We start from the raw sequence: 25,224 nt of genomic DNA on the forward strand, positions 1-25,224 counted from the left end.
AGTCCCCCGTCATTCACCAAACAACCACCCGAACCGCAAACATGACCGAAGACACTCAAACCCAAACCTGCTGCGGCGACGACTCCCGCGTCCGCGACGACGTGCGCGAGTACTACGGCGAGACGCTGAAAAGCAGCACCGACCTGCGCACCACCGCCTGCTGCAGCACCAGCGCCATGCCGCTGCACCTGCGCGAAACCGCCGCCCTGCTGCACCCGGAAATCACCGAACGCTTCTACGGTTGCGGCTCGCCCATCCCGCCCGCGCTGACGGGCGCCACCGTGCTGGACCTGGGCTGCGGCACCGGTCGCGATGTCTATCTGCTGTCGCGCCTGGTTGGCGAGCAAGGCCGCGTGATCGGCGTGGACATGACCGCCGCGCAACTGGCCGTGGCCGAACGCCACCGCGATTACCACGCCAAAGCATTCGGCCACGCGCACAGCAACGTCAGCTTGCTGGCCGGCGATCTGGCCAACCTCGACACGCTGGGCATCGCCGACAACTCGGTCGACGTGGTGGTCTCCAATTGCGTGCTCAACCTGGTGCCCGACAAGGCGCGCGCGTTCGCGCAGATCCTGCGTGTGCTGAAGCCCGGCGGCGAGTTGTACTTCTCCGACGTGTTCGCCGACCGCCGCCTGCCCCCGGAACTGATGCGCGACCCGGTCTTGCTGGGCGAGTGCCTGGCCGGCGCGCTGTATGTGGAGGACTTCCGCCGCCTGCTGGGCACGCTGGGCGTGGCCGACGCGCGCGTATGCGCCCGCAGCCCGATCGAACTGACTGACCCCGCGGTGGAGCAGCGCATCGGCTTTGCCCGTTTCGAATCCATCACCTGGCGCGCGTTCAAGCTGCCGCTGGAGGATCGCTGCGAGGACTATGGCCAGGTCGCCACGTATCTCGGCACGCTGCCGCACCAGCCGCATGCGTTCGACCTCGATGACCACCACCATTTCGAAACCGGCCGCCCGCTAAGCGTCTGCGGCAACACCGCCGACATGCTGGGCGCCAGCCGTTATGCGGGGCATTTCCGCATCGACGGCGACAAGCAGCGGCACTTCGGCTTGTTCGATTGCGCGCCTGACACGCGCGCCGCTGCCGACACGGGTGGCGCCTGCTGCTGATGAACGCGAGCCCCGCCAGCGGTATCGATCAGGACACGGCCGCCGCAGGCCCGCTGCGCCTGTCGGTGATCGTGCCGCTGGCTCCCGGCGAAACGGCATGGCGACCTTTGCTCGATCAACTGGCCGAAGGCATGCCCGACGACAGCGAAGTGATCCTGGTGCATGCCGGCGCGCAAGCGTTGCCGCCACTGCCGTCGTCGACACGATCGACGCTGCGCCAGATCGGCAGCCCACCGGGCCGCGCACGGCAGCAGAACAGCGGCGCCCAGGCCGCGCGCGGACGATGGTTGTGGTTCGTGCACGCCGACTCCCGGCTGCAGCCGGAAACGCTGGCGGCGTTGCAGCGCTTCACGCAGCGCGCGGATGACGCGCTGGGTTTCTTCGACCTGTCTTTCAGCCGCGACGGCCCGCGGCTGGCCGCATTGAACGCCTGTGGCGCCAACCTTCGCTCGCACTGGCTGAAGATGCCGTTCGGCGACCAGGGCCTGTTGTTGCCGGCGCATTGCTTCACCGCGCTGGGCGGCTTCGACGAGCGCGTGAGCTACGGCGAGGATCACCTGCTGGTATGGACCGCGCGGCGCGCCGGCCTGCCCATCGTCGGCGTCGGCGCGGCGCTGCAAACCAGCGCCCGCAAATACGCACGGCATGGCTGGTGGCGAACCACCTCGCGGCATCTTTGGCTGACCCTGATCCAGGCGTGGCCGCAATGGCGCCGCCTGCGGCGGGAACGACGATGACCGCGGCGCTGGCCATCTTCGTCAAAACGCCCGGCCACTCGCCGGTGAAGACCCGCCTTGCGGCGAGCATCGGGCAACAACGCGCCGAACACTTCCACCGTCTGGCCGCTGCGGCCGTCGCCGCCGTGGCCCGCGCCGCGATGCCCGGCGTTCAACCGTGCTGGGCTGTCGCCGAACGCGACGCCCTCAATGACCCCATGTGGAATGCGTTGCCCGCGCTGTGGCAGGGCGAAGGCACGCTCGGCGCGCGGCTGCATCACGTCTGTGCGTCGCTGCAACAGCGTCACGGGCGCGTGCTGCTGATCGGCGCCGATGCGCCGCAGATCCGGGTCGACCTAGTGTCTGCGGCGCTCGAAGCGCTGGACGATCCCGCCACGCCCTTCGTCTTGGCGCCGGCGCACGATGGCGGCTTCTGGCTGTTCGGCACACGCCAGCCGGTACCGGAGGCTGCGTGGCTGGCGCCGCGTTATTCGTGCACCGATACCGCCAGCGCGTTGATCGACGCCTTGTCGAGCGACGGCGCCATCGCGTCGCTGCCGATGCTCAACGATGTCGATGACGGTGGCGATCTGGCGTCGCTCATCGTCGATTTGAAGGCACTGCCCGCGCCGCTGCCCGAACAACGCGAGCTGCTCGACTGGCTGCTGGAGGAATGCGTGGACGACCCGAGAAGCCCCGATAGATTGCTCCCCCTGCACAGCGGGGGGAGCTGCCCGAAGGGCTGAGGGGGGCGCTCTTCGTCATGCGAAAAAAGATCAAGAGCGCCCCCATCCGCCCTTCGGGCACCTTCCCCCGCGTTGCGGGGGAAGGAAGCGGAAAGTGCCGATTTCCACGATGTCTGATTGAACGCCACGCCCAAGAGCCCGTACACCAACCTGGAGCCATCGCATGAATACTCGACCACCCTTCCCCTGGACTCGCCGCATCGCCTCGCTCGGTTTGCTGGCCGGCATCGTCGCGCTGTTGGCGATGTTGGCCGGGCCGCTTTATCGGGCCGGGATGATCGGCCTGGGCGCCGCTTTCTCAAGCGTGTTCTTCGGTTACTGGCTGGGCCTGCTGGCGGCGCTGTTCGGCGTGATCGCGCTGCTGCTGGCGCTGTTCGCCCAGCCGCGGCGCTACCTGGTGCGGGCGCTGATCGCGATCGTGCTGGGCGTGATTGCGTTCGTGCCGCCGATGCTGTTCAAGCACAAGGCCGGCTCGGTGCCGGCGATCCACGACATCACCACCGACACGGCCAACCCGCCGCCGTTCCAGACGCTGCTGGCCGAGCGTGCCGACGCGCCCAACTCGGCCGTCTACGGCGGTGCCGAGGTGGCGGCCAAGCAGCATGCGGCTTATCCGGACATCCAGCCGCTGCAGTTCGACGCGCCGCCGGCGACAGTCTTCAAGGCGGCGCTGGACAACGCCAAGTCGATGGGCTGGGCGATCGCGGCGCAGGTGCCGGATGAGGGCCGCATCGAGGCCACCGCCACCACGTTCTGGTTCGGTTTCAAGGACGACGTGGTGATTCGCCTGCGGCCCGAGGCCGGCGGTACGCGCGTGGATGTGCGCTCCGAATCGCGCGTGGGTGGCAGCGACGTGGGCGCCAACGCGGCGCGTATTCGCGCGTACAGCCGCAAATTGCGCGAGGCGGTGGGCGCCCACTGACGCGCCCGTTTTTTGTAGGAGCGCACCCTGTGCGCGATGCTTCTGCTGAGGGGCGTCGAAAAGCATCGCGACTGAAGTCGCTCCTACGGGTTCACCGGCGGCGGAACGGTTGCAGCATCAGGGCGCCGAAGCGCTGCTCGCGGTTGTCGCGGAACCGGTCCAGCCCCAGCCGCAGGGTTGCCTGCGGCTGGCGTGGGGCGTCGCGGTAGCTGCGGAACAACCAGTCCCACCACGACAGGTTGAAGCCGAAGTTGCTGTCGTGCTCGTCGCGCAGCACCGAGTGGTGGATGCGGTGCATGTCGGGCGTGACCACCACCCAGCGCAGCGCGCGATCCAGCCCAAGCGGCAAGGCCAGGTTCGCGTGGGTGAACATCGCGAAACCGTTGAGCAGGATCTCGAACGCCAGCACGGCCGCGGGTGCGGCGCCCAGCGCCAGCACCGCGGCAATCTTCAGGCCCATCGAAAACAGGATTTCCAGCGGGTGGAAACGCATGGCGGAGCTGGCATCCAGCGTGAGGTCGCTGTGGTGCAGGCGATGCAACCGCCACAGCCAGCCCACCCGATGCATCAGCCGATGCTGGGCGTAGATCAGCAAGTCCAGCGCCATCAAAGTCACCACGATGGCCAGCCACGATGGCAGCGTCCACAGGTGCAACAGGCCGACGTGGTGTTGCTGCGCCCATAGCGCGGCATCGATGGCCAGCCACGGCAACAGCAAGCGCAGGCAGAGCGCGCCAACCAGGCCGAAGCCCAGGTTCACCGGCCAGCGATGACGCCGGTCGGGATTACCTTGATGCCGCGGCCAGCGCCATTCGGCCAGCACCAGCAACACCAGCAGCAACACGAAGATGGCAGCGCGCCAGGCCACGGCGTTCATCGGCGCATGCCGGCCGCGGTCACGAACCCTGCGCGTCGCGGCGACGCTTGCGCAGGTCGAGCAGCTTCTCGCGCAATTGCAGTTCCAGGCCGCGCTCGACCGGCTCGTAGAACACGGTGCCGACCAGCGCGTCGGGCAGGCATTGCTGATCCAGCGCGATGCCGCCTTCGGCGTCGTGGTCGTACTGGTAGCCCTTGCCGTAGCCCATGCCTTTCATCAGCTTGGTGGGCGCGTTGCGCAGGTGCATCGGCACTTCCAGCGTGCCGCCTTCGCGCACCGCGGCGCGGGCCTTGTTGTAGGCCATGTAGGCGGCATTGCTCTTGGGCGCGATGGCCAGCCAGATCGCCAGCTGGGCCAGGCCCAGTTCGCCTTCGGGGCTACCCAGGCGTTCGTAGGTGTCCCATGCATCCAGCGCCATGCGCCATGCACGTGGTTCGGCCAGGCCGACATCTTCCACCGCCATGCGGGTCATCCGACGGGCGAGGTACAGCGGATCGACGCCGCCGTCGAGCATGCGACACAACCAGTACACGGCGGCGTCGGGGTCGGACGAGCGCACGGATTTGTGCAGCGCCGAGATCTGGTCGTAGAACTGTTCGCCCTGCTTGTCGAAACGGCGGGTGCGGTCGGCCAGCACCTGGGTCAGCGTGGTTTGATCGATGCGCCCGTCGTCGGCCAGTTCAGCGGCGATTTCCAGCAGGGTCAGCGCGCGGCGCACGTCACCGTCGGCGGCCTGGGCAATGGAATCCAGCGCTTCGTCGCCGACCTGCAACTGCAACGTGCCCAGTCCGCGCTCGCTGTCCGCCAGCGCACGTTTCAGCGCGGCAATGATGTCGTCGCCGGAGACCGGCTCCAGCACGTGCACGCGGCAGCGCGACAGCAGCGCGGAGTTCAGTTCGAACGAGGGGTTTTCGGTGGTGGCGCCGATGAAGATGATCACGCCGCGTTCGATGTGCGGCAGGAACGCATCCTGCTGGGTCTTGTTGAAGCGGTGCACCTCGTCCACGAACAGCACGGTGCGCCGGCCCTGGGCAAAGTTCACCTCGGCTTCGGCCAGCGCCTTGCGCACGTCCGGCAAGCCGGAAAGCACGGCGGAAATCGCGCGAAAATCCGCGTCGGCGTAGCGCGCCACCAACAGCGCAAGCGTGGTCTTGCCGCAGCCAGGCGGGCCCCACAACACCATCGAATGGATCTTGCCCGCCTCCAGCGCGCGGCGCAGCGCCTTGTCCGGCCCCACCAACCGCTGCTGGCCCACGATTTCGTCGAGGCCGCGCGGGCGCATGCGCTCGGCCAGCGGCTTCAGCGCATCGGTTTCGGTGGCGAACAGATCGGCGGACGGGGATGGATGGCGAGGCATGGGCGGATGATAACCCGCGGGTTGTGGGCACCGCGTTCGCTCAGGCGTCAGCCGGGGCCCGGCGGCGATACAGCGTGTAGCCCAGGCCGCACAAACCCGTCAGCGCGGCGGGCACCAGCAGGGTGCGCTCATGCAAGGCGGGGAAAAGCAGCGCGCCCGCGGCACTGCCCAGGGTGAAGGTGACGATCACCAGCACGCACACCCGCACGCGCAAGGTATCCACGGTGAGGCCACGCAGGCGCTGGCCGATGTAGATGCCGAGGTCGGTGAACATGCCCGAGACGTGGGTGGTGCGGAACACCATGCCGCTGTACGTGCTGGCCATGCCGTTCTGCAGACCCGCGCCCATCGCAGCGAGGTAAAGCCCCAGCGAATCGTTCTGATGCAGCAATGGCACGGCGGCGAACAGCAGGATCGATTCCAGCACCAGCGTCACCCCGTAACGGCGCCCCAGCTTCAGCGTGCTCTGCTGCACGATCATGCCGCTGACCACGGCACCGAGCACGAACGCACCGATCGATAACAGCCAATGCCACGCCTCGCCGCTGTCGCCAGTGCCCAGCGCCACGCCGAACAGGCTGGCGGAGCCGGTGAGGTTGGTGATCGACTGGTGGCGAAAACCCATGTAGCCGGCGGCGTTGACGATGCCCGCGATGAAGGCGAGCACGCCGCCGCCGAACCAGGCCCAACGCGGCAGTTGACGCAAGACCGGCATGAGGATGCAGTCAGTCTTTCAGCGGCTGCACGTTGATCACCGGCGCATCGCCGATCACGTCGGCGCCCGGCGGCGGCACGAAGTTGAAGGTCGATGGCGGGATTGCCACGTTGCGCTGCCAGCCGGAAAAGCGGATGTCCGTGGTGGAGCCGAGCTGGTCGCGGAACGTCATGCGCGCCAGGCCGTTCGCATCGAAACCCAGGTCGGCGTAGTCGAATTGCGGGTCTTTCGCGGTGGAGGTGAGCCGCAGCCATTGCAGGCCGTCGCGCTCGCCGCGCTCGGCCACCTTGAAGTTGTTGTCCAGTTGCGACACGTCGGTGAGCACGGTGAGCGGGCTGTGCGCCTCCTCGGCACTCTGGATCCGCACGGTGACCTGGTCCAGCTCCGGGTCGTACATCCACACGCGGCTGCCGTCGGCCACGATGGTCTGCTTGTACGGCGTCAGCGTCTCCCAGCGAAACTGCCGCGGCGACTGCAGCGCCAGCGTACCCGCACTGGTCTTGCTGTCGTGCCCGTTGATGTCGATCAGGGTCTGGCTGAAATGACCGGTCAGCGAATGCAGGTTCTGCGCGAACGCATTCAGTCGCGTGCGTGCCGGCCCGGTGGCGGCCTGGGCCACGCTGCCGAGCGACAGCAACAGGAGGGCGAAGGCAAAGGTGAGGCGTTTCATCGGGATTCCCAAAGCGATGGCGGTGCGGATTGTGGGGCGTATTGGCTTAACCGGAGCGTGTTCTCTGTAGGAGCGACTTCAGTCGCGATGCTTTTTCTCTGAAGCCCCGGAACAAGAGCATCGCGACTGAAGTCGCTCCTACAATTTTCCCGCATCCCGCATTGCCGCGGCTCAATCCCGCGGCGGCGGGGGCGCCAGCACTTCGCGATTGCCGTTGTGCTGGGGCGCGCTGACCACGCCGTCCTGCTCCATCTGTTCGACCAGGCGGGCGGCGCGGTTGTAGCCGATGCGCAGATGGCGCTGCACGCCGGAGATGGAGGCCCGGCGGGTCTGGGTGACGATGGCGACGGCCTTGTCGTACAGCTGCGCCTCGGCATCGCCACCCTCCTCGCCATCCTGCGGGATGCCGGAATCATTGATGAACTTGCCATCGCTGGTGGCCTGTACTTCCTCCAGCACGCCTTCGATGTAGTTGGGCTCGCCCTGGGATTTCAGCCAGTTGACCACGCCGTGCACCTCGTGGTCGTCGACGAAGGCGCCATGCACGCGCTCGGGCGTGGCGGTGCCCGGCGGCAGGTACAGCATGTCGCCGTGACCCAGCAGCGCCTCGGCGCCGGACTGGTCGAGGATCGTGCGCGAGTCGATCTTGCTGGATACCTGGAACGCGATGCGGGTGGGGATGTTGGCCTTGATCAGGCCGGTGATCACGTCCACCGACGGACGCTGGGTGGCCAGGATCAGGTGCACGCCGGCGGCGCGCGCCTTCTGCGCCAGGCGGGCGATCAGCTCCTCCACCTTCTTGCCGACGATCATCATCATGTCGGCGAACTCGTCGATGATCACCACGATGTTCGGCAGCGGCTCCAGCGGCTCGGCGGCCAGGTTGGGCATCTCCGGATTGGGGCGGAACAGCGGATCGAGCAGTGGCTGGCCCGCGTTCTCGGCGTCCTTCACCTTCTTGTTGAAGCCGGCCAGGTTGCGCACGCCCACGGCGGCCATCAGCTTGTAGCGGCGCTCCATCTCGGCTACGCACCAGCGCAGCGCGTTGGCCGCTTCCTTCATGTCGGTGACCACCGGCGCCAGCAGGTGCGGGATGCCCTCGTAGACCGAGAGCTCCAGCATCTTCGGGTCGATCATGATCATGCGCACGTCTTTGGCGCTGGCCTTGTACAGCAGCGAAAGCACCATCGCGTTGACCGCCACCGACTTGCCCGAACCGGTGGTGCCGGCGACCAGCAGGTGCGGCATCTTGGCCAGGTCCACCACGACGGGTTTCCCGCCGATGTCCTTGCCCAGCGCCAGCGCCAGCGGCGATTTCTGCTGGTCGTACTTGTCCGATCGCAGGATTTCGGAGAGATAGACGATCTGCTTGCGGGTGTTGGGGATCTCCAGGCCGATCACGTTCTTGCCGGGGATCACGTCAACCACGCGCACGCTCACCACGGACAGGCCGCGGGCGATGTCCTTGTCCAGGCTGGACACCTGCGAACCGCGCACGCCGGCGGCCGGCTCCAGCTCGAAGCGGGTGATCACCGGGCCGGGGTACACACCCACCACCTTGGCCTCGATGCGGAAATCCTTGAGCTTCAACTCCACCTGGCGCGACAGCACCTCGAGCGTTTCTTCCGAATAGCCCGGGCCCTGCTCCGGCGCCTCGTCCAGCAGCGACAGCGGCGGCAGCTCGCCGGGTGCAGCGGCGCCCACGAAGAGCGGTATCTGCGTTTCCAGCCGGGCGCGCTCGCTTTTGGTCACCGGCGCGGGGGCTGATTCGATCCGCACCGGCTCGCGTTTCGCCTGCTTCACCGCGTCGTCTTTCTTCACCGCCGCACGCTCGGTGCGCGCCAGCCGCGCAGCGCGTTCCTGCGGCGCCTGGCGCAGGCGCTCGCGAACCATCTCGGTCAGCCGCAGCACCGTGTGCCCGGTCCAGTCCATCACCTTGAACCACGACAGCCCGGTGGCCAGCGTCACCGCCACCAGGAACACCGCCAGCAACAGCAGCGGCGCGCCCTTGTAGCCGAAAACGTATTGCAGCCCCTTGCCCACTGCCTCGCCGATCATGCCGCCGGCGCCCTGGGGCGCCATGCCACTGTCGGGGAAATTGAGCCAGCACAGGCCCGGTGCGGTGATGAAGAAGAACACCGAGCCGATCAGCCGCAGCGAAGGCTCCCAGCGGCTGCTGCTGGGTTCCGCCCGGTGGCGCAGCACGTTCACGCCCAGCAGGACCAGCAGCAGCGGGAATGCATACGCCACCATGCCGAACAGGTAGCGCAGCAGGTCGGCCACGTACGCACCCAGCATGCCGCCGAAGTTGCGCGCATGATCGGCGCTGCCCACATGCGACCAGCTCGGGTCCATCGGGTTGTAGCTGAACAGGCACACCAGCAGGTACAGCGCCAGCGGCAGCAACAGCAGCGCGCCGGCTTCGCGCAGGCGCCGTTTCAACTCCTCGCTGAGGCCTTCCCGGGCCGGCTGTCTGGCGTTCGTGCTGCGTGTCGCCATGGACGACCTCTTCCTGTTGACCAACGTCAGAGCATACCTTGCAACGCCGGTTGTACCAGCTTGCCGTCAGGGGCACCGCCGGTGCCGGGATTCGGGGTTTTGCGGGCCATCAAGGCAAATCCTGTCAAGGGAGAAGTGTGGCGGAAAATCACCGCGGCGACGCCGGGCCTGCCGTTCGCCTTGAATCGGCGGCTTCGATTCCCCATTCTTGCCGACTGAACCGCCGCTGTTCGTCGGTCATGCGCAAGCCTTCGCGAAAAGCCGCGACCGCATGCCACGGCCGTCGACAGCTGACGAGGATTATAACGGTGCGCCGCTGGACCGGCGATTTTTCAGGACCCTGCCACGCGTCATCGACGCACTGCGACCGCCGGATCAACGGCTTGCGCGGGCAACCCCGGACAACCGCCCCAGCGCACACCATCCTGCAACCGCTGCAAAACTCCGCGGAGTAACTGGCAAAAATGAACACCGTTCCCAAGCACAGTCGACTGCTGATCCTCGGCTCCGGCCCCGCCGGCTACACCGCGGCGGTCTACGCCGCGCGCGCCAACCTCAAGCCGACCATGATCACCGGCCTGCAGCAGGGCGGCCAGCTGATGACCACCACCGATGTGGACAACTGGCCGGGCGACGTCGAGGGTTTGCAGGGGCCGGCATTGATGCAGCGCATGGCCGAGCACGCCGAGCGCTTCCACACCGAGATGATCTTCGACCACATCCACACGGTGGATCTGAAGCAGCGCCCGTTCCGGCTGCGCGGCGACTCCGGCGACTACACCGCCGACGCGCTGATCATCACCACCGGCGCCACCGCGAAATACCTGGGCATCGCCTCGGAGGAGAAGTTCAAGGGCAAGGGCGTGTCCGCCTGCGCTACCTGCGACGGCTTCTTCTTCCGCGAGCAGGCGGTGGTGGTGATCGGCGGCGGCAATACCGCCGTGGAAGAAGCGCTGTACCTGTCCAACATCGCCAGCAAGGTCTACCTGGTGCATCGCCGCGACAAGCTGCGCGCCGAGAAGATCATGCAGGACAAGCTGTTCGAGAAGGCCGCCGCTGGCAAGATCGAGCTGGTGTGGAACCACAGCGTGGACGAGGTGCTGGGCGACGACTCCGGCGTCACCGGTGTGCGCGTGAAGGACGTCAACTCCGGCGCCACCCGCGACATCGAGGCCACCGGCTTCTTCGTGGCGATCGGCCACACGCCCAACACCGGCATCTTCCAGGGCCAGCTCGACATGCACGACGGCTACATCAGGATCCACAGCGGCCAGCAGGGCATGGCCACGATGACCTCGGTCGAAGGCGTGTTCGCCGCCGGCGACGTGGCCGACCATGTCTACCGCCAGGCGATCACCTCGGCCGGCTTCGGCTGCATGGCCGCGCTGGATGCCGAGCGCTGGCTGGATCAGCAGACGCCGGCAGCGTGAGATGTAGGAGCGCACCCTGCGCGCGACAGCTCTTCGTCACGTAACGAAAAGCATCGCGCACAAGGTGCGCTCCTACAGGCCGAACCATGCTCACCACCCGCTTCCATGACGCCATTGCCGAGCTGCCTGCCGCGGCGTGGGACGCCTTGCGTGGCGACGACAATCCGTTTGTCTCGCATGCGTTCCTGGCTACGCTGGAGCGTTCCGGCTGCATCCGGCCGGACTGGGGCTGGCAGCCGCATCATCTGGGCATCTACGAGCGCGAGCGGCTGATTGCCGCCGCACCGCTGTACTTCAAGGGCAACTCGCACGGCGAGTTCGTGTTCGATTTCGGCTGGGCGCGTGCCTGGCAGCAGGCTGGCGGCGAGTACTACCCGAAACTGCTCAACGGCGTGCCCTACTCGCCGGTGACCGGGCCGCGGCTGCTGGCTGGCGGCGACGGGCAAACGGTCCTGCTGCAGCGGGCGCTGGTGGAGGCGATGCGCGGCGAGGCGGAGGAGCTGGGGCTTTCCTCGGTGCATGCCAATTTTCTGGAGGCCGGCGAAACCGAGGCGTTTGACGAGGACTGGCTGGTACGGTCGGACGTGCAGTTCCATTGGCACAACCACGGCTACCACCATTTCCCGGCGTTCCTGGCCACGCTCAACCACAAGAAGCGCAAGAACATCCTGCGCGAGCGCCAGCAGGTGGCGGCCAGCGGCCTTGCGATCGAATGGCGCAGCGGCGACAGCCTCAGCCTGCTCGAATGGCGCCGCGTGCACGCGTTGTACGAGACCACCTTCGACGCCAAGGGCAACCACGCCGCGCTCACCGCCGCGTTCTTCAGCCACCTGGGCGAACTGGGCCAGACCGCGCAACTGGCGCTGGCGCGCGACGGCGAAACCATCGTGGCGATGGCGCTGTTCATCCAGGGTGGCGGCGTGCTGTACGGGCGCTACTGGGGCGCCATGGCGGATGTGCCCGGACTGCATTTCGAGCTGTGCTATTACCGCGGCATCGACTACGCCATCGCGCAGGGCCTGCAGCGTTTCGAACCCGGCGCGCAGGGCGAGCACAAGCTGGCACGCGGCTTTCTGCCGGTACGCACGCATTCGCGGCATTTCCTGGTCAACCCCGGCTTCCGCGCGGCGGTGGCGGACGCGCTGATCCACGAAGCGGAAGCGGTGGACGGCTATGCGGCCGAACTGCTGGCGCACAGCCCGTATGCGAAGACCCGCGAGGACAACGAAACCGGCTCACCGCGCGACCTGTCGCCGTGATCCGCCTGCCCCTGCTCGATCCGGACGCGCCGGCGTCGTTCCCCGACCCCCGGCAGGCGTTGACGGAACCCAACGGCCTGCTGGCGTTTGGCGGCGACCTTTCGCCGACGCGGCTGCTGGCGGCCTACGGCAAGGGCATCTTTCCCTGGTTCAGCGATGGCGAGCCGATCCTGTGGTGGTCGCCCGATCCGCGTTGCGTACTGCACACGCAGGACCTGCGCATCAACCGCAGCCTGCGTCGGCAGTTGGCGGGCAAGCATTGGCACCTCACGCTCGACCACGCATTCGACGCGGTGGTTCGCGGCTGTGCCGCGCCGCGCCGGGACGCCTCGGGCACCTGGATCGTGCCGGCGATGGTCGATGCCTACAACCGCCTCTATCACCTGGGCCACGCCCACAGCCTCGAAATCTGGGAGGGCACGCAACTGATCGGTGGCATCTACGGCATTGCGCTGGGGCAACTGTTCTGCGGCGAGTCGATGTTCAGCCGCCAGAGCGGCGCATCCAAACTGGCGCTGGTTGCCCTGGCCAAGCTGCTGCACGGCTGGGATTTCCCGCTGATCGACACCCAGGTGGCCAACGCACACACCGTGAGCCTCGGCGCCGTCGAGATACCGCGGGCGCAGTACCTGCAGGACGTGGCCACGTTACGCCGCCGGCCCGGTCAGCCGGGCAATTGGGCGGCATTTACGGATGAGCTGATCCAGCCCTGCAAATAGCGGTAGGGGCGCACCCTGTGCGCGAGGCTCTTCGTCATTTTGGGCAAAAAGCGTCGCGCACAGGGTGCACTCCTACGAGAGCGCGGCGCGTGGCGGCTCGGCGGTTTCGGGTGGCTCGCCCAGCGCCTTGATGTCGTCGTAGTGCTCGATGAACAGCGCGACCAGTCGGGGGTCGAGCTGGCTGCCGGCCACCTTGCGCAGGTAGTCCAGGACGTCGGCTTCGGGCCAGGCGGGCTTGTAGACGCGCGGGGAAATCAGTGCATCCCAGATGTCGACGACGCTGAAGATCCGCGCCGCCAGCGGGATGGCTTCGCCGCGCAGGCCGGCAGGATAACCGGCGCCGTCCCAGCGTTCGTGATGGCTGTAAGGGATGTCGCTTGCACCGCGCAGGAAATCCACCCGCTGCAGCATATCGCCGCCGAACCGCGCGTGCTGGCGCATGACGGCGATCTCCCCTTCGTCGAGCCTGCCCGGCTTGACCAGGATCGCGTCGGGCACCGCCAGCTTGCCGATGTCATGCAGCAAGGCGCCGAATGAGAGGTTGCGCAGCGCATCGCCATGCACCCCCGCCACACGCGCCAGGCCGGTGGCCATGCGCATCACGCGGCCGGAATGATCGCCGGTTTCCTTGTGCCGGATGTCGATCGCCGACACCAACACGCGCAATGCCTGCTCCTGCCCGTTCAGCAGTCGCTGGGTGGCCTGCTGCAGCCGGCGCATGTCGCGGCCGAGCATCCAATACAGCAACGCGCCGGTACCAAGTACGAAGAACCAGCCCTTGATGCTCTGCAGGAATGGCAGATCGGCGCGGTCGCCGGCCACGGCATTCAACGCGTGGTCGGAAAACCAGATCCACAGTGCCGACACGGATACGTAAAGAACGACGGTGCGCAGCTGTGGGCGTTTCGTCACGGATAGTCATCCCATTGAGGAGGTTTCGCTTCAGGGGCCTGTCGGACTTGTGTGGTCGAGGCGAAGAGCTGGCCTTGCAGCCCAGCCCACTCAAGCCCGACTGACTCCCTGGGTCAACACACGAGCTGGCAACGCAGTGTGAAGAAAACCGTACCCGCGCATTGTGACGCATCCATCAGCTCGTGCGGGCGGTGTATTTGCGCTCCACGTAATCGTCCAGGATGCCCACGAATTCGTTGGCGATATTGTCGCCACGCAGGGTCATCGCCTTTTCGCCGTCGATGAAAACCGGCGCGGCCGGCGCCTCGCCGTTGCCCGGCAGCGAGATGCCGATATTGGCGTGCTTGGATTCGCCCGGTCCGTTGACGATGCAGCCCATCACCGCCAGCGTGAGGTTCTCGACGCCGTCGTACTTCACCCGCCACAGCGGCATCTGCTCGCGCACGTGTTCCTGCACGGTCTTGGCCAGCACTTGGAAGAACTCGCTGGTGGTGCGGCCGCAGCCCGGGCAGGCGGTGACCAGCGGCGTGAACGAACGCAGCCCCATCGTCTGCAGCAGCTCCTGCGCCACGATCACCTCGCCGGTGCGGGAGGCGCCAGGTTCGGGCGTCAGCGAAATGCGGATGGTGTCGCCGATGCCTTCCTGCAGCAACACGGCCAGCGCAGCGCTGGAGGCGGTGATGCCCTTGGAACCCATGCCCGCCTCGGTGAGGCCCAGGTGCAAGGCATAATCGCAGCGCGCGGCCAGGTCGCGATACACGGCGATCAGCTCCTGCACGCCGGAGACCTTGCACGACAGGATGATGCGGTCGCGTCCCAGGCCGATCTCCTCGGCCTTGGCGGCCGACTCCAGCGCCGAGCGGATCAGCGCCTCGCGCGCCACCCGCGATGCATCCCACGGTTCGGCGCGCTGCGCGTTCTCGTCCATCAGCGCGGCCAGCATGCTCTGGTCCAGCGAACCCCAGTTGACGCCGATGCGCACCGGCTTGGCGTAACGCAGGGCCATTTCGATGATCGACGCGAACTGGGTGTCGCGCTTGGCCCCGAAACCCACGTTGCCGGGGTTGACGCGGTACTTGGCCAGCGCCTCGGCACAGGCCGGTTCGCGTTCCAGCAACTGGTGGCCGTTGTAGTGGAAGTCGCCCACCAGCGGCACGTCCACGCCCATCATCGCCAGCCGCTCGGCGATCCGCGGCACCGCCGCGGCGGCGGCCGGCGTGTTGACCGTGATGCGTACCAGTTCGGACCCGGCGCGGGCCAGCTCGGCAACCTGCCTGGCGGTGCTGGCGGCGTCCTCGGTGTCGGTATTGGTCATCGACTGCACCACGATCGGCGCATCGCCACCGACGCGGACCTTGCCGACCTGCACGGCAACACTGTGTCGGCGCGGGGCCGGACCTGCCGTGAGAGGCACCTGGGTAACCATTTCGCTCATGCTTCTTGTTCGGGAAAACAGCGCCAAGGATAACCGATCACCGGTACGCCTCCGATGACCCGGCCCGATGGCGCCATGGAGCGAAGGTGGCCGGCGCGCGCCATCGAGCGGCACGGGATATCTTTCACGAAAGCTGCAAGCCGCAGCTGCCAGACTGGGAGCGCACCGGGCAGTTCGGTACGCATTGTCGCAGCGGCTTGATTGGCGTCATGGCATCGCGTCACGCTTTACGCAAAATAGCGCAGTTAACCGTCGGGGATCCGCATGCCGAACACCGAGTATTACAACGACAGAGTGGTGCGTCAGTTCCTGCTGGCTGCCGCCGTGTGGGGGATCATCGGCATGTCGGTGGGCGTATATGCCGCTGCCGAACTGGCCTGGCCCGCGCTGAATTTCGACACCTCGTGGCTGACCTTCAGCCGCATCCGCCCCGACCACACCTTCGGCGTGATCTTCGCGTTCGGCGGCTCGGCGCTGATGGGCACCTGCTACTACGTGGTGCAACGCACCGGCCATGCGCGGCTGGCGTTCACCAAGCTGGCCGGCTTCACCTTCTGGGGTTGGCAACTGGTCTGCGTGCTGGCAATGGTGACGATGCCGCTGGGCATCACCCAGAGCAAGGAGTACGCCGAGCCCGAGTGGTTCATCGACATCCTGATCGCGATCGTGTGGGTGAGCTTCGGCGTGGTGTTCTTCGGCAGCCTGACGCGGCGCCGGATCAAGCACATCTACGTGGCGAACTGGTACTACGGCGCCTTCATCATCGCGGTGGGCCTGCTGCACATCGTCAACAACCTCGCGCTGCCCGCATCGCTGTTCAAGTCGTACCCGGTCTACGCCGGCGTGGTCGATGCGATGGTGCAGTGGTGGTACGGCCACAACGCGGTGGCGTTTTTCCTCACCGCCGGCTTCCTCGGCATGATGTATTACTTCGTGCCGCGGCAGGCGCAACAGCCGCTGTGGAGCTACCGCTTCTCGATCGTCAATTTCTGGGCGTTGATCTCGGTCTACATGTGGGCCGGCGCGCACCACCTGATGTACACCGCCCTGCCCGACTGGGTGCAGTCGGTGGGCATGGCGTTCTCGCTGGTGCTGCTGATGCCCAGCCTGGGCTCGGCCGCGAACGGCCTGCTCACCTTCAACGGCTCGTGGCACAGGCTGAAGATGGACCCGGCGGCCAAGTTCATGGTGCTGTCGCTGGTGTTCTACGCCGCCTCGACCTTCGAAGGCTCGATGATGGCGATCAAGACGGTGAACTCGCTGTCGCACTACACCGACTGGACCATCGCGCACGTGCATTCGGGCTCGCTGGGCTGGGTGGCGATGATCACCATCGGCTCGCTGTACGCGATGGCGCCGCGCGCGCTGGGGCAGGAGAAGATGTATTCGCGCAAGGGCATGGAGTGGCACTTCTGGATCCACACCATGGGCTTGCTGCTGTACGTGGGTTCGATGTGGACGGCCGGCGTCACCGAAGGCCTGATGTGGCGCAAGACACTGCCCGATGGTTCGCTGGCGTATGCGTTCATCGACAGCCTGATCGCGGTCAAGCCGATGTACTGGATCCGCTGGCTGGGTGGCGTGTTCGTGCTCAGCGGCATGGTGATCATGGCCTGGAACCTGTGGCACACCGCAGCCGACGCGCGTGCGCGATTGATCAAGCCGATCCCCGTGCCCATCCCCGAGCCCTACCCGCACCAGGTGCCGGTGCCCCTGCCCGCGGCCAATTGAGGAGCCTGGCTGATGCGTCCGTCCATGATCGCCACTTCGATCGGGTTACCGATTCTGCAAACCCTTCCGGCCCTGCAAGCCCAAAGGCGGCCATCCATCGCCGCACTCTTCAAATAGAGCTCAACCATGGCCTATAAACATTTCGAAGTCATCGAGAAGCACGCCGGCCTGCTCGGCGTCCTGATTGCGATCATGGTGTCCATCGGCGGTCTTGCCGAGATCACGCCCCTGTTCATCCAGGCGCATTCGGTAAAGGCGCCGCCGGGGGTGAAACCCTATGACGCGCTGCGCCTGGCCGGTCGCGACGTGTATGTGCGCGAAGGCTGCTACCTGTGCCACTCGCAGATGATCCGCGCCTTGCGGGCGGAGACGCAGCGCTACGGGCACTTCTCCACCGCGGAGGAGTCGGTCTACGACCGACCGTTCCAGTGGGGCTCCAAGCGCACCGGACCGGATCTGGCCCGCGTGGGCGGCAAGTATTCCGACCATTGGCAGCGCCTGCACCTGGAGGACCCGCGCCAGGTGGAGCCCGAGTCGAACATGCCGGCGTATCCCTGGCTGAATGACAACAAGCTGGACATCGCCGACGTGCAGGCGCGCATGCGCACCCTGCGCCGGCTGGGCGACCCGTACAGCGACGACGACATTGCCAGGGCCAACGAGGCGCTGGCCGGCAAGACCGAGATGGATGCGTTGATCGCCTACCTGCAGGGACTGGGCATCAAGAACGAGCCGGTCGCTGCCGTGCCGGTGCCGGCCGGCCACGGAGACAAGCCATGATGAATCCGATCTGGGGCCATATCACCGGCGTGGTGACCGTGGTGCTGATGCTGATCTTCATCGGCATCTGGGTCTGGGCCTGGCGCAAGCGCCATCGTTCAACGTTCAAGCGGATGTCGGAGATTCCGATGGAAGACAAACCCGAGGGCCCGCTGCCCGACCCGGCCGACATTGCCAAAAAGGACGTCGCCGACAACCAGGGGAGCGACCAGCCGTGACCACTGGATTGTCGTTGTGGGTAATGTTCCTGGTGGTGCTGAACCTGGGCATCACGTTCTTCCTTTTCCTGTGGGCGCCGCGGGCCAAGATCCCCACCCTGCCCGACCAGACCAGCGGCCACGTCTGGGCGCACGGCACCGTGCGCGAAGGCGTGCGCAACCTGCCGTTGTGGTGGCTGCTGTTTTCCGGCGCGATGTTCCTGGCCGGGTTCGCCTACCTGGTGCTGTACCCGGGCTTCGGCAGCCACAAGGGCATCCTCGGCTGGACCTCGCACGGCGAGCTGGCCAGGGATGAAGCCGCCAACGACGCGAAACTGGATGAGCTGCTGGAGCGCTTTCGCCAGTATCCGGTGGAGCAGCTGGCCAATGACCCCGCCGCGCTGCAAATGGGCGGGCGGCTGTTCGTGGACAACTGCGCCGCCTGCCACGGCCGCGGCGGCTACGGCAACGTCAAGGTGGGCGCGCCCAGCCTGATCGACAACGACTGGCTGTACGGCGGTACCGGCGCGGACATCCTGGCCAGCATCCACGATGGCCGCAGCGGCTTGATGCCGCCGTGGGCCAGCCTGGGCGAGGACAACGTCAAGAACCTGGCCCAGTACGTGTTGAGCCTGTCCGACTCGCCGCACGACGCAGCCAAGGCGGCGGCCGGCAAGCCGCTGTTCACCACCTGCGCGGCCTGCCACGGCCCCGACGGCAAGGGCAATCCCGCCTTGGGCGCGCCCAACCTCACCGACCACATCTGGTTGCACGGCGGCACGCTGGAGGACATCGAGCACTCGATCGGCGGTGGCCGCCAGGGCGCCATGCCGGCGTGGAGCACGCGCCTGACCAGTGACCAGATCCGCGTACTGGCCGCTTACGTCTACCACCTCTCGCACCAGGGCGATGCCGCCGCGAGCCAAGGCCATGCCCAGCGCTGACCCGGTGCCGGCACCCGCCAGGGCAGCGTGGTATCGCCAGCCGATCGTGTGGTTGGGAGTGGCGCTGTTCGTGGCTTCGCTGGCCGGTTGCGTGTGGATCATCGTGGTCGCCGCGCACCATCCCGATACGCCGGTGGAACACGCCGGCAGCGGCCTGTTCGGCGTGCCGTCCGCTGCGCACAGCAGCCACGGCCCGCCGCCCGCCAGCCCGCGATGAATGCCTACGCGGCCTGGGCGCACCCGCAACTCGCCGCGCAGGTCATGCGCCCGCGCCGCGATGGCCGCAGCGAAATCGCCCTTCGCGTCGACGGCCTGCATGACGCCCGCCAGATCCTGACCCTGGAGCAGTTGATCCACGCCCTGCCCGGCGTGAAACGCGTGGCCATCGATGCACCGGCCGGACGCGTGCGGGTGGTGTGGGACGCGCGGCGCACGCCGTTGCCGCGCCTGCTCGCCGTTTTCGCCAGTACGCATTGCACCGCGCAGCCGCTGCGCCACGACAGCATCGACGACGCCCGCGCGATCGAGATGCATGCGGCACTGAAGCGCCTGCTGGTCGGCGGCATGTTCGCCATGCAGGTGATGACCTACGCGTTCGTGATGTACATCGGCGCGGTCGATTTCGTGGACTTCACCACCCGCGGGCTGTTCCGCTGGCTGAGCCTGTTGTCCACCATTCCGGTGGTGTTCTATTCGGCGCAACCGTTTTTCGCCGGCGCGCAGGCCGAGCTGCGCCAGCGACGGCTGGGGATCAACCTGCCGGTGGCGCTGGCGGTGGCGCTGGTGTTCCTGGCCAGCTCCGTCAACACGCTGCGCGGCGACGGCGAGATCTATTTCGACTCGGTCAGCATGTTCGTGTTCCTGCTGCTGGGCGGACGCTACCTGGAACTGCGCGCGCGCCATCGCAGCAGCGCGCTGGGCGATGCGGTGATCGATGCCACGCCGTTGCTGGCCGAACGCCGCCGCAGCGATGGCCAACTGGAAACCGTGGCCGCGATCGAGCTGGCCCCCGGCGACCTGGTCCACGTTAGCGAGGGCGGCACGGTGCCCGCCGACGGCGTGCTGGAAGGCCATACGGTGCGCGTCGACGAAGCGCTGCTTTCCGGCGAATCGCGGCCGGTCACCCGGCATGCCGGCGAGCGGCTGGTGGCCGGCAGCGTGGTCCTGACCGGGCCGGCGCAACTGCGGGTGGAATCCAGCGGCTCGCACACGGTCGCCGCGCGGCTGGGTGCATTGGCGGCTCGGGCACGGCAGGCGCGCGCGCCCTCGATGCTGGCCAGCGAACGCGACGCCAGCCGCTTCGTGGCCCGCGTATTGCTGCTGACGGTACTGACCGCACTGGGCTGGTTGCTGGTCGATCCCACGCGCGCGTTCGAAGCCGCGGTAGCGGTGCTGGTGGTGGCCTGCCCCTGCGCTTTCGCGCTGACCTTGCCGGCCACCCTCACCCGCGCGCTGGGCGTACTGGCGCAGCGCGGCGTGCTGGTGACCGACAGCGCGGCGCTGGAGCCACTGGCGCGGGTCGATTTCGCACTGTTCGACAAGACCGGCACGCTGGCCACCCCGCAACTGTCGCTGGCGACGGTGGAACCGTTGCGAGGCGACGATCCCGCCCGCACCCTGCAATGGGCCGCCGCACTGGCGCGCGAAAGCTCGCACCCGCTAGCCCGCGCGCTGGCCGCGGAAGCCGCCGCGCATGGTTCCCCGATACGCGCCGCCGCGGTGCAGGTCGTCGCCGGCGCGGGCATCCGTGGCGAACTGGACGGCCGTGCCCTGCGCCTGGGCCGCGCGGATTTTGCGCTGGAACACAGCGGCGAAAACGCGTCCACGCTGGCTGCGGGCACCCTGGTACTGGCCGATGCGCAGGGCGCCATCGCCGCGTTCCATTTGGACGAACGAGCCCGATCCGACGCCGCGGACACCGTGGAATTTCTTCGCGCCGACAACATCGCCTGCGCCATCGCCAGCGGCGACGTGGCTGAACGCGTGGCCCCGCTAGCCAGCGCGGTGGGTATCGACGACTGGCATGCGCGGCAAACCCCGGCGGACAAGCTCGCCGTGCTGCAGGCCGCGCGGGCACAAGGTCATGTCACCCTGGCCGTGGGCGACGGCACCAACGACGCCCCCCTCCTGGCCGGCGCCGACGTTTCCGCCGCGCTCGACAGCGGCACCGGCCTGGCCCAGGCACATGCTGACCTGCTGCTGCTGGATGGACGTCTGGATGGCTTGGCCAGCGCCCGCGTGATCGCGCGTCAGGTGCGTCACGTGGTCGCCCAGAGCCGGCGCTGGTCGCTGGCCTACAATTTCTGCGCGGTACCGTTCGCCGCGTTCGGGCTGGTGCCGCCGTGGCTGGCCGGCATCGGCATGACCTTGAGCTCGCTGGTGGTCGTGCTCAACGCGCAACGGGTCGGCACGACCACGCCCGCGTGGGGAGCCTCCAAATGAACATCCTGCTGATCCTGATCCCCGTCACCCTGATCGTCATCGGCGTGGCGGTGGCGCTGTTCTTCTGGGCGGTCAACCATCAGCAATTCGACGACCTGGACAGCCCCGCCGTGCTGCCGTTGATGGATGATCCGCCCTCCGAAAAGAGCGAGGGAACGACCTGTGGGAGCGACTTCAGTCGCGATGCTTCTGCTCTGGAGCCCCAAGACAAAGAGCATCGCGACTGAAGTCGCTCCTACAGAGGCCGCCGCAGCGCCGCCAGCAACACCCGCTGCTGCAGCCGATCCTTCCACGTCGCCGGCGCCGCCAGGCCCATCCGCTTCAAGGCCTCGGCTTCGCCCGCCACCGCATCGCCGGGCCGGACCACGGCTTTCAGCAGCCGCCATTTCCCACGCCAGCTGATGGCGCAGCCTTTCAGCCAGTTCAACGCCGGCAGCAGCCGCTGTTCCACGTCGTCGAAATCGCTGCCGAACGGGAACTTCGGCAGCAGGCCCTTGCGCTGCAGCGGTGCCAGCGACTGGCGCAGGCAGTCGGGGCGATTGCGGCGCCAGGCGGCGGGTATCACGAAATCCGGCGCCAGCTTGCCGTGCGCCTTGGCCTCCGCGCACAGCGCGTCGAGGAAGCAGGCGTCGCTGATCGACAGCATCGCCTCCACGCATTCACTGTCGCTCTTGCCACGCAGGTCGGCCACGCCGTATTCGGTGACGTAGATGTCGCGCAGATGCCGGGGGATGGTGGTCTGGCCGTAGTTCCAGCGGATGTTGCTTTCCAGGCCGTTGCGGCCCATGCGGGTGGCGCGCAGCAGCAGCACCGAGCGCCCGTCGGCCAACTCGTGCGCCATCGCCACGAAGTTGTACTGGCCGCCCACGCCGCTGACCACCGCACCTTCCTCCAGCGTGTCGGAAACCGCCGCGCCCAGCAGCGTGGCCATCATGCAGGTGTTGAAGAAGCGTGCGCCGCGCCGCTGCAAGGCGGCCAGCGTCTGGTGGTCGCCGTACAGCTGGTTGACGTGGGACACCGGGCACATGTCGATCGCATCGGGATCGGCCGCCTCGGTCTCGCCGAGCCATGCGTACAGCTCGCGCGAACCCAGGAAGAACGCGCCGCGCAGGTAATGCCCGCCAGGCGTCGCCGGATTCAACCGGCCCGCGACGGAGGCGCGTTCCAGCGCCAGGTTGTCCCAGCTGCGGCGCTTCAGGATGCCGCCGCGCTGCAGATGCATGAAACCGTCCATCACCATCTCGCTGGCACCGTACAGGCCGGTGACCAAAGGCGCCGTACCGCCCAGGTAGCCGGCCAGCGTGCGCGTGTTGCCGCCCGCATCCAGCGACGCCAGCGCGCCGCGCCACGCGCTGTTGGACTGCTGGCGCAGCAGCAGCGCCTTGACCAGCGCATCGGACAACGCGCCGATGCCGATCTGCAGGCAACCGCCATCCTTCACCAGCGCACTGGCGTGCAGGCCCAGCGCATATTCGGCCACGTCCAGCGGCAGGCGCGGCAATGCGAACAGCGGTGGCGAGGTTTCCGGCTGCAGTTCGATGTCGAAGAAACTTTCAGGTACTTCGGCCGCGCCGCTCATGTACGGCAGATCCGGATGCACCACGGCCACGCACAACGGCCGCGCCTTGCCGGCGGCTTGCATCTGGCGCAGGAAATCCAGGGTCAGGTCGGGGTTGCTCGACAAGCTGTAGTGCACGCCGTCGGGGTCCTCGCGCCGCGCCACCAGCTGCACCAGCAGGTTGATCTCCTGCAGCACCAGGTCGCGCGCCACGTGGGTGTAGTTCTGGCTGATGTAGCTGCGCTGCGCGCTGGCCGAATGCAGCAGCGCACCCGACTGCAGGTAGAACTCGTGCACCTCGACATTGGGCGGCAAGGCATCGCGCGCCTGGTCGATCGCGTACTGCGGGTCAATCTGGTCGGCGCCGAAATGCCGCCGCAGGAAAGGTTCGAGGAAACGCGCCTCCAGCCCCGGCTTGGGCCGCGGACGCGTCAGCGACAGCGCCGTGTACAAACGCATCGACCGGGTGGTGTCCGCGGCGGTCAACGCGTACAGCGCGTTGAGCAGTCCATGCGGTTTGCCCAGCCCCAAGGGCGCGGCCACGCGCAAGTCCGGGCCTAGCGCATCGGCGACCTGCTGCGCGCAGGTGGCGGTATCGGCGTAAAGGCGACGGATCGGCATGCCTGCGATCATGCCAGAAGCGCCGCGCGGCGATGGCGCTACGTCAACAAGGCTTCGCTTACACTCGGGCCATGTCATCGCTACCGCTCATCCCCACCACACCGAGCCGATTACTGGCCGAACAGGCGCTGAGCCGCGCCGCCGGTGCGCCGCTGCTCAACGGCAACGCGGTGGAGTTGCTGATCGATGCCGCCGCCCACTACGAGGCCTGGCTGGCGGCGATCCGCGGCGCGCAGAACCGCGTGCTGCTGGAGAATTACATCATCCGCAACGACGACGTGGGCCGCGCTTTCCGCGATGCCTTGGTCGAGCGCGCGCAGGCCGGCGTGCTGGTGAACGTGGTGGTGGACTGGATGGGTTGCCTGGGCCAGTCGCGCAGCCGCTTCTGGGCGCCGTTGCGGGCGGCCGGCGGCGAAGTGCGGGTGTTCAATCCACCGCAACTGGGGCAATCGTTCGGCTGGCTCAGCCGCGACCATCGCAAGGTGCTGGTGGTCGATGGCGTGCAGGGTTTTCTTTCCGGCGTGTGCATCAGCGCGAAGTGGCTGGGTGATCCCGCGCACGATGTGCCGCCGTGGCGCGACACCGGCGTGGCACTGCGCGGGCCGGCTGTGGCCGAAATGGAAGCCGCGTTCGCCCAGAGCTGGGGTGGCATCGGCACGCCGCTGGCACCGTTTGCGCCCTTGCCCGAACCGGACGAGCCCGCCGGCTCGGTCGCCCTGCGGGTGATCGCCACCCAGCCGGCCAGTGCCGGCATGTACCGGCTCGATCAATTGATTGCCTCGATGGCGCGCAAGACCCTGTGGCTTACCGACGCGTATTTCGTGGGCCTGGCGCCTTACGTGCAGGCGCTGGTGGCCGCCTCGCGCGACGGCGTGGATGTGCGCCTGCTGGTGCCGGGCAACAGCGATATCCCCGTGGTGGCCAGCATGTCGCGTTCGGGCTACCGGCCGTTGCTGAAAGCCGGCATCCGCGTGTTCGAGTGGAATGGCTCGATGCTGCACGCCAAGACCGCCGTGGCCGACGGCCAGTGGGCGCGGGTAGGCTCGTCCAACCTCAACATCGCCAGCTGGCTGAGCAACCGCGAGATCGACGTTTCGGTGGAGGATGCCGGCTTTGCCGGCCAGTTGGCCGCGCAGTACGAGCGCGACCTGGAGAACGCCACCGAGATCGTGCTGGCGCCACGTCGCCGCCATCCCGGCAGCGAGCGCGTGCGCAGCAGTCAGGACCGGCCGCGCCGGGTGCGCCATGCCGGCGGCAGTTCCAGCCGCGCCGCGGTGGGCGCATTGCGCATTGCCAACACGGTGGGCGCCGTGCTGAGCAACCGCCGCGTACTGGGCGACACCCCCAGCGGCCCGCTGTTCGCCGGCACCGCCGGGCTGACCTTGCTGGCCGTGGTGTCGCTGCTGTGGCCCGCCTGGGTCGGCTGGCCGCTCGGCCTGCTGGCCGCCTGGTTTGCGCTGAACCTGGGCATCGCCGCCTGGCGCATGTATCGCGGCCGGCGCCGCCCGGCGCCGGGCAAGAGCAGCTGAGGCAGGATGCGGCCTGTTCAAAGCAATCTCTCAGAAAGCTTCGCCAA

The 25,224-nt window shown here is 67.5% G+C and carries 23 protein-coding genes; 15 read left to right on the forward strand and 8 right to left on the reverse strand.

What is annotated here, in order from left to right:
• Nucleotides 1–41: 41 nt before the first annotated feature.
• The 4 genes from ASD68_RS04955 to ASD68_RS04970 all read left to right on the forward strand — a co-directional run bounded on the left by ASD68_RS04955 (nt 42) and on the right by ASD68_RS04970 (nt 3,502).
• Entirely contained in the window at nt 42–1,118 is a 1,077-nt protein-coding gene (locus tag ASD68_RS04955) for a methyltransferase domain-containing protein (protein ID WP_056604077.1), read from the forward strand.
• Nucleotides 1,118–1,855, forward strand: coding sequence for a glycosyltransferase family 2 protein (locus ASD68_RS04960; protein ID WP_056604080.1), 738 nt, complete (start codon nt 1,118–1,120; stop codon nt 1,853–1,855). Before ASD68_RS04955 ends, ASD68_RS04960 begins: the two co-directional genes overlap by 1 nt.
• Nucleotides 1,852–2,580 (forward strand): DUF2064 domain-containing protein, encoded by a 729-nt coding sequence (locus ASD68_RS04965; protein WP_235578637.1) that lies wholly within the window; start codon nt 1,852–1,854, stop codon nt 2,578–2,580. The genes ASD68_RS04960 and ASD68_RS04965 overlap by 4 nt, the downstream gene beginning before the upstream one ends.
• 163 nt (nt 2,581–2,743) lie before the next feature.
• Nucleotides 2,744–3,502, forward strand: coding sequence for a DUF1499 domain-containing protein (locus tag ASD68_RS04970; protein ID WP_082545950.1), 759 nt, complete (start codon nt 2,744–2,746; stop codon nt 3,500–3,502).
• 91 nt (nt 3,503–3,593) lie between these two features.
• On the opposite strand, the gene ASD68_RS04975 is transcribed toward ASD68_RS04970, so the two are convergent.
• The 5 genes from ASD68_RS04975 to ASD68_RS04995 all read right to left on the reverse strand — a co-directional run bounded on the left by ASD68_RS04975 (nt 3,594) and on the right by ASD68_RS04995 (nt 9,620).
• Nucleotides 3,594–4,379, reverse strand: a complete 786-nt coding sequence (locus tag ASD68_RS04975; protein WP_056604086.1) for a sterol desaturase family protein — start codon at nt 4,377–4,379, stop codon at nt 3,594–3,596.
• A 19-nt stretch (nt 4,380–4,398) separates the two neighbouring features.
• Nucleotides 4,399–5,736, reverse strand: a complete 1,338-nt coding sequence (locus ASD68_RS04980) for a replication-associated recombination protein A (protein ID WP_056604089.1) — start codon at nt 5,734–5,736, stop codon at nt 4,399–4,401.
• 40 nt (nt 5,737–5,776) lie between these two features.
• The gene (locus ASD68_RS04985; protein ID WP_056604092.1) at nt 5,777–6,451 is read right to left on the reverse strand and encodes a YoaK family protein; all 675 of its coding nucleotides are present in this window, start codon (nt 6,449–6,451) and stop codon (nt 5,777–5,779) included.
• A 10-nt stretch (nt 6,452–6,461) separates the two neighbouring features.
• A complete protein-coding gene (gene lolA / locus ASD68_RS04990) occupies nt 6,462–7,121 on the reverse strand; it encodes an outer membrane lipoprotein chaperone LolA (RefSeq protein WP_056604095.1) in 660 nt (219 codons plus the stop codon).
• 171 nt (nt 7,122–7,292) lie between these two features.
• Complete coding sequence (locus ASD68_RS04995; RefSeq protein ID WP_056079523.1) at nt 7,293–9,620, reverse strand: DNA translocase FtsK; 2,328 nt, start codon at nt 9,618–9,620, stop codon at nt 7,293–7,295.
• A gap of 464 nt (nt 9,621–10,084) precedes the next feature.
• On the opposite strand from ASD68_RS04995, the gene trxB reads away from it, so the two are divergent.
• The 3 genes from trxB (at nt 10,085) to aat (ending at nt 13,028) form a co-directional block, all read left to right on the forward strand.
• Nucleotides 10,085–11,050 carry a thioredoxin-disulfide reductase gene (trxB, locus tag ASD68_RS05000; protein WP_007079738.1) on the forward strand — a complete coding sequence of 322 codons (966 nt, stop codon included), beginning with the start codon at nt 10,085–10,087 and terminating at the stop codon, nt 11,048–11,050.
• A gap of 86 nt (nt 11,051–11,136) precedes the next feature.
• Nucleotides 11,137–12,309, forward strand: a complete 1,173-nt coding sequence (locus ASD68_RS05005; RefSeq protein ID WP_056604098.1) for a GNAT family N-acetyltransferase — start codon at nt 11,137–11,139, stop codon at nt 12,307–12,309.
• The gene (gene aat, locus ASD68_RS05010) at nt 12,306–13,028 is read left to right on the forward strand and encodes a leucyl/phenylalanyl-tRNA--protein transferase (RefSeq protein WP_056604101.1); all 723 of its coding nucleotides are present in this window, start codon (nt 12,306–12,308) and stop codon (nt 13,026–13,028) included. Before ASD68_RS05005 ends, aat begins: the two co-directional genes overlap by 4 nt.
• Before the next feature lie 72 nt (nt 13,029–13,100).
• On the opposite strand, the gene ASD68_RS05015 is transcribed toward aat, so the two are convergent.
• On the reverse strand, nt 13,101–13,940 hold the full coding sequence (locus ASD68_RS05015; RefSeq protein ID WP_056604104.1) for an HD domain-containing phosphohydrolase: 840 nt from the start codon (nt 13,938–13,940) through the stop codon (nt 13,101–13,103).
• A 175-nt stretch (nt 13,941–14,115) separates the two neighbouring features.
• Entirely contained in the window at nt 14,116–15,375 is a 1,260-nt protein-coding gene (gene ispG / locus ASD68_RS05020) for a flavodoxin-dependent (E)-4-hydroxy-3-methylbut-2-enyl-diphosphate synthase (protein ID WP_056604107.1), read from the reverse strand.
• Between the two features lie 264 nt (nt 15,376–15,639).
• On the opposite strand from ispG, the gene ccoN reads away from it, so the two are divergent.
• From ccoN to ccoS, 7 genes are all read left to right on the forward strand, one after another.
• The gene (ccoN, locus tag ASD68_RS05025; protein WP_056079540.1) at nt 15,640–17,106 is read left to right on the forward strand and encodes a cytochrome-c oxidase, cbb3-type subunit I; all 1,467 of its coding nucleotides are present in this window, start codon (nt 15,640–15,642) and stop codon (nt 17,104–17,106) included.
• Nucleotides 17,107–17,232: 126 nt separating this feature from the next.
• Nucleotides 17,233–17,886: a cytochrome-c oxidase, cbb3-type subunit II gene (ccoO, locus tag ASD68_RS05030; protein ID WP_056079543.1), complete on the forward strand. Its 654-nt coding sequence runs from the start codon at nt 17,233–17,235 to the stop codon at nt 17,884–17,886.
• Nucleotides 17,883–18,104 carry a cbb3-type cytochrome c oxidase subunit 3 gene (locus ASD68_RS05035; protein WP_235577522.1) on the forward strand — a complete coding sequence of 74 codons (222 nt, stop codon included), beginning with the start codon at nt 17,883–17,885 and terminating at the stop codon, nt 18,102–18,104. The genes ccoO and ASD68_RS05035 overlap by 4 nt, the downstream gene beginning before the upstream one ends.
• A complete protein-coding gene (gene ccoP, locus ASD68_RS05040) occupies nt 18,101–19,027 on the forward strand; it encodes a cytochrome-c oxidase, cbb3-type subunit III (protein ID WP_056604110.1) in 927 nt (308 codons plus the stop codon). The genes ASD68_RS05035 and ccoP overlap by 4 nt, the downstream gene beginning before the upstream one ends.
• Nucleotides 19,014–19,244 (forward strand): hypothetical protein, encoded by a 231-nt coding sequence (locus ASD68_RS05045; RefSeq protein ID WP_056604113.1) that lies wholly within the window; start codon nt 19,014–19,016, stop codon nt 19,242–19,244. The genes ccoP and ASD68_RS05045 overlap by 14 nt, the downstream gene beginning before the upstream one ends.
• Nucleotides 19,241–21,469 (forward strand): heavy metal translocating P-type ATPase, encoded by a 2,229-nt coding sequence (locus ASD68_RS05050; RefSeq protein WP_056604116.1) that lies wholly within the window; start codon nt 19,241–19,243, stop codon nt 21,467–21,469. The genes ASD68_RS05045 and ASD68_RS05050 overlap by 4 nt, the downstream gene beginning before the upstream one ends.
• Nucleotides 21,466–21,696, forward strand: coding sequence for a cbb3-type cytochrome oxidase assembly protein CcoS (gene ccoS / locus ASD68_RS17240; RefSeq protein WP_235578638.1), 231 nt, complete (start codon nt 21,466–21,468; stop codon nt 21,694–21,696). The genes ASD68_RS05050 and ccoS overlap by 4 nt, the downstream gene beginning before the upstream one ends.
• A gap of 8 nt (nt 21,697–21,704) precedes the next feature.
• Here ccoS and ASD68_RS05060 read toward each other — a convergent pair whose 3' ends face one another.
• Nucleotides 21,705–23,648, reverse strand: a complete 1,944-nt coding sequence (locus ASD68_RS05060) for an acetyl-CoA hydrolase/transferase C-terminal domain-containing protein (protein WP_235578639.1) — start codon at nt 23,646–23,648, stop codon at nt 21,705–21,707.
• Between the two features lie 71 nt (nt 23,649–23,719).
• On the opposite strand from ASD68_RS05060, the gene ASD68_RS05065 reads away from it, so the two are divergent.
• Nucleotides 23,720–25,177, forward strand: a complete 1,458-nt coding sequence (locus ASD68_RS05065) for a phospholipase D-like domain-containing protein (protein WP_056079562.1) — start codon at nt 23,720–23,722, stop codon at nt 25,175–25,177.
• Nucleotides 25,178–25,224: the final 47 nt, after the last annotated feature.

The organism is Rhodanobacter sp. Root627 (assembly GCF_001427835.1).
Lineage (GTDB): Bacteria > Pseudomonadota > Gammaproteobacteria > Xanthomonadales > Rhodanobacteraceae > Rhodanobacter > Rhodanobacter ginsenosidimutans.

What these genes read in the sequence shown, in the direction of transcription:
- lolA (WP_056604095.1), bottom strand. Translation starts at nt 7,121, where the DNA reads ATGAAACGCCTCACCTTTGCCTTCGCCCTCCTGTTGCTGTCGCTCGGC.
- ccoN (WP_056079540.1), top strand. Translation starts at nt 15,640, where the DNA reads ATGCCGAACACCGAGTATTACAACGACAGAGTGGTGCGTCAGTTCCTG.
- ASD68_RS04960 (WP_056604080.1), top strand. Translation starts at nt 1,118, where the DNA reads ATGAACGCGAGCCCCGCCAGCGGTATCGATCAGGACACGGCCGCCGCA.
- trxB (WP_007079738.1), top strand. Translation starts at nt 10,085, where the DNA reads ATGAACACCGTTCCCAAGCACAGTCGACTGCTGATCCTCGGCTCCGGC.
- ASD68_RS05050 (WP_056604116.1), top strand. Translation starts at nt 19,241, where the DNA reads ATGAATGCCTACGCGGCCTGGGCGCACCCGCAACTCGCCGCGCAGGTC.
- ispG (WP_056604107.1), bottom strand. Translation starts at nt 15,375, where the DNA reads ATGAGCGAAATGGTTACCCAGGTGCCTCTCACGGCAGGTCCGGCCCCG.
- ASD68_RS05035 (WP_235577522.1), top strand. Translation starts at nt 17,883, where the DNA reads ATGATGAATCCGATCTGGGGCCATATCACCGGCGTGGTGACCGTGGTG.
- ccoO (WP_056079543.1), top strand. Translation starts at nt 17,233, where the DNA reads ATGGCCTATAAACATTTCGAAGTCATCGAGAAGCACGCCGGCCTGCTC.
- ASD68_RS05005 (WP_056604098.1), top strand. Translation starts at nt 11,137, where the DNA reads ATGCTCACCACCCGCTTCCATGACGCCATTGCCGAGCTGCCTGCCGCG.
- ASD68_RS04955 (WP_056604077.1), top strand. Translation starts at nt 42, where the DNA reads ATGACCGAAGACACTCAAACCCAAACCTGCTGCGGCGACGACTCCCGC.
- ccoS (WP_235578638.1), top strand. Translation starts at nt 21,466, where the DNA reads ATGAACATCCTGCTGATCCTGATCCCCGTCACCCTGATCGTCATCGGC.
- ASD68_RS04980 (WP_056604089.1), bottom strand. Translation starts at nt 5,736, where the DNA reads ATGCCTCGCCATCCATCCCCGTCCGCCGATCTGTTCGCCACCGAAACC.
- ASD68_RS05060 (WP_235578639.1), bottom strand. Translation starts at nt 23,648, where the DNA reads ATGCCGATCCGTCGCCTTTACGCCGATACCGCCACCTGCGCGCAGCAG.
- ASD68_RS04975 (WP_056604086.1), bottom strand. Translation starts at nt 4,379, where the DNA reads ATGAACGCCGTGGCCTGGCGCGCTGCCATCTTCGTGTTGCTGCTGGTG.
- ASD68_RS05065 (WP_056079562.1), top strand. Translation starts at nt 23,720, where the DNA reads ATGTCATCGCTACCGCTCATCCCCACCACACCGAGCCGATTACTGGCC.
- ASD68_RS04995 (WP_056079523.1), bottom strand. Translation starts at nt 9,620, where the DNA reads ATGGCGACACGCAGCACGAACGCCAGACAGCCGGCCCGGGAAGGCCTC.
- ASD68_RS05045 (WP_056604113.1), top strand. Translation starts at nt 19,014, where the DNA reads ATGCCCAGCGCTGACCCGGTGCCGGCACCCGCCAGGGCAGCGTGGTAT.
- ASD68_RS04970 (WP_082545950.1), top strand. Translation starts at nt 2,744, where the DNA reads ATGAATACTCGACCACCCTTCCCCTGGACTCGCCGCATCGCCTCGCTC.
- ASD68_RS04965 (WP_235578637.1), top strand. Translation starts at nt 1,852, where the DNA reads ATGACCGCGGCGCTGGCCATCTTCGTCAAAACGCCCGGCCACTCGCCG.
- ASD68_RS04985 (WP_056604092.1), bottom strand. Translation starts at nt 6,451, where the DNA reads ATGCCGGTCTTGCGTCAACTGCCGCGTTGGGCCTGGTTCGGCGGCGGC.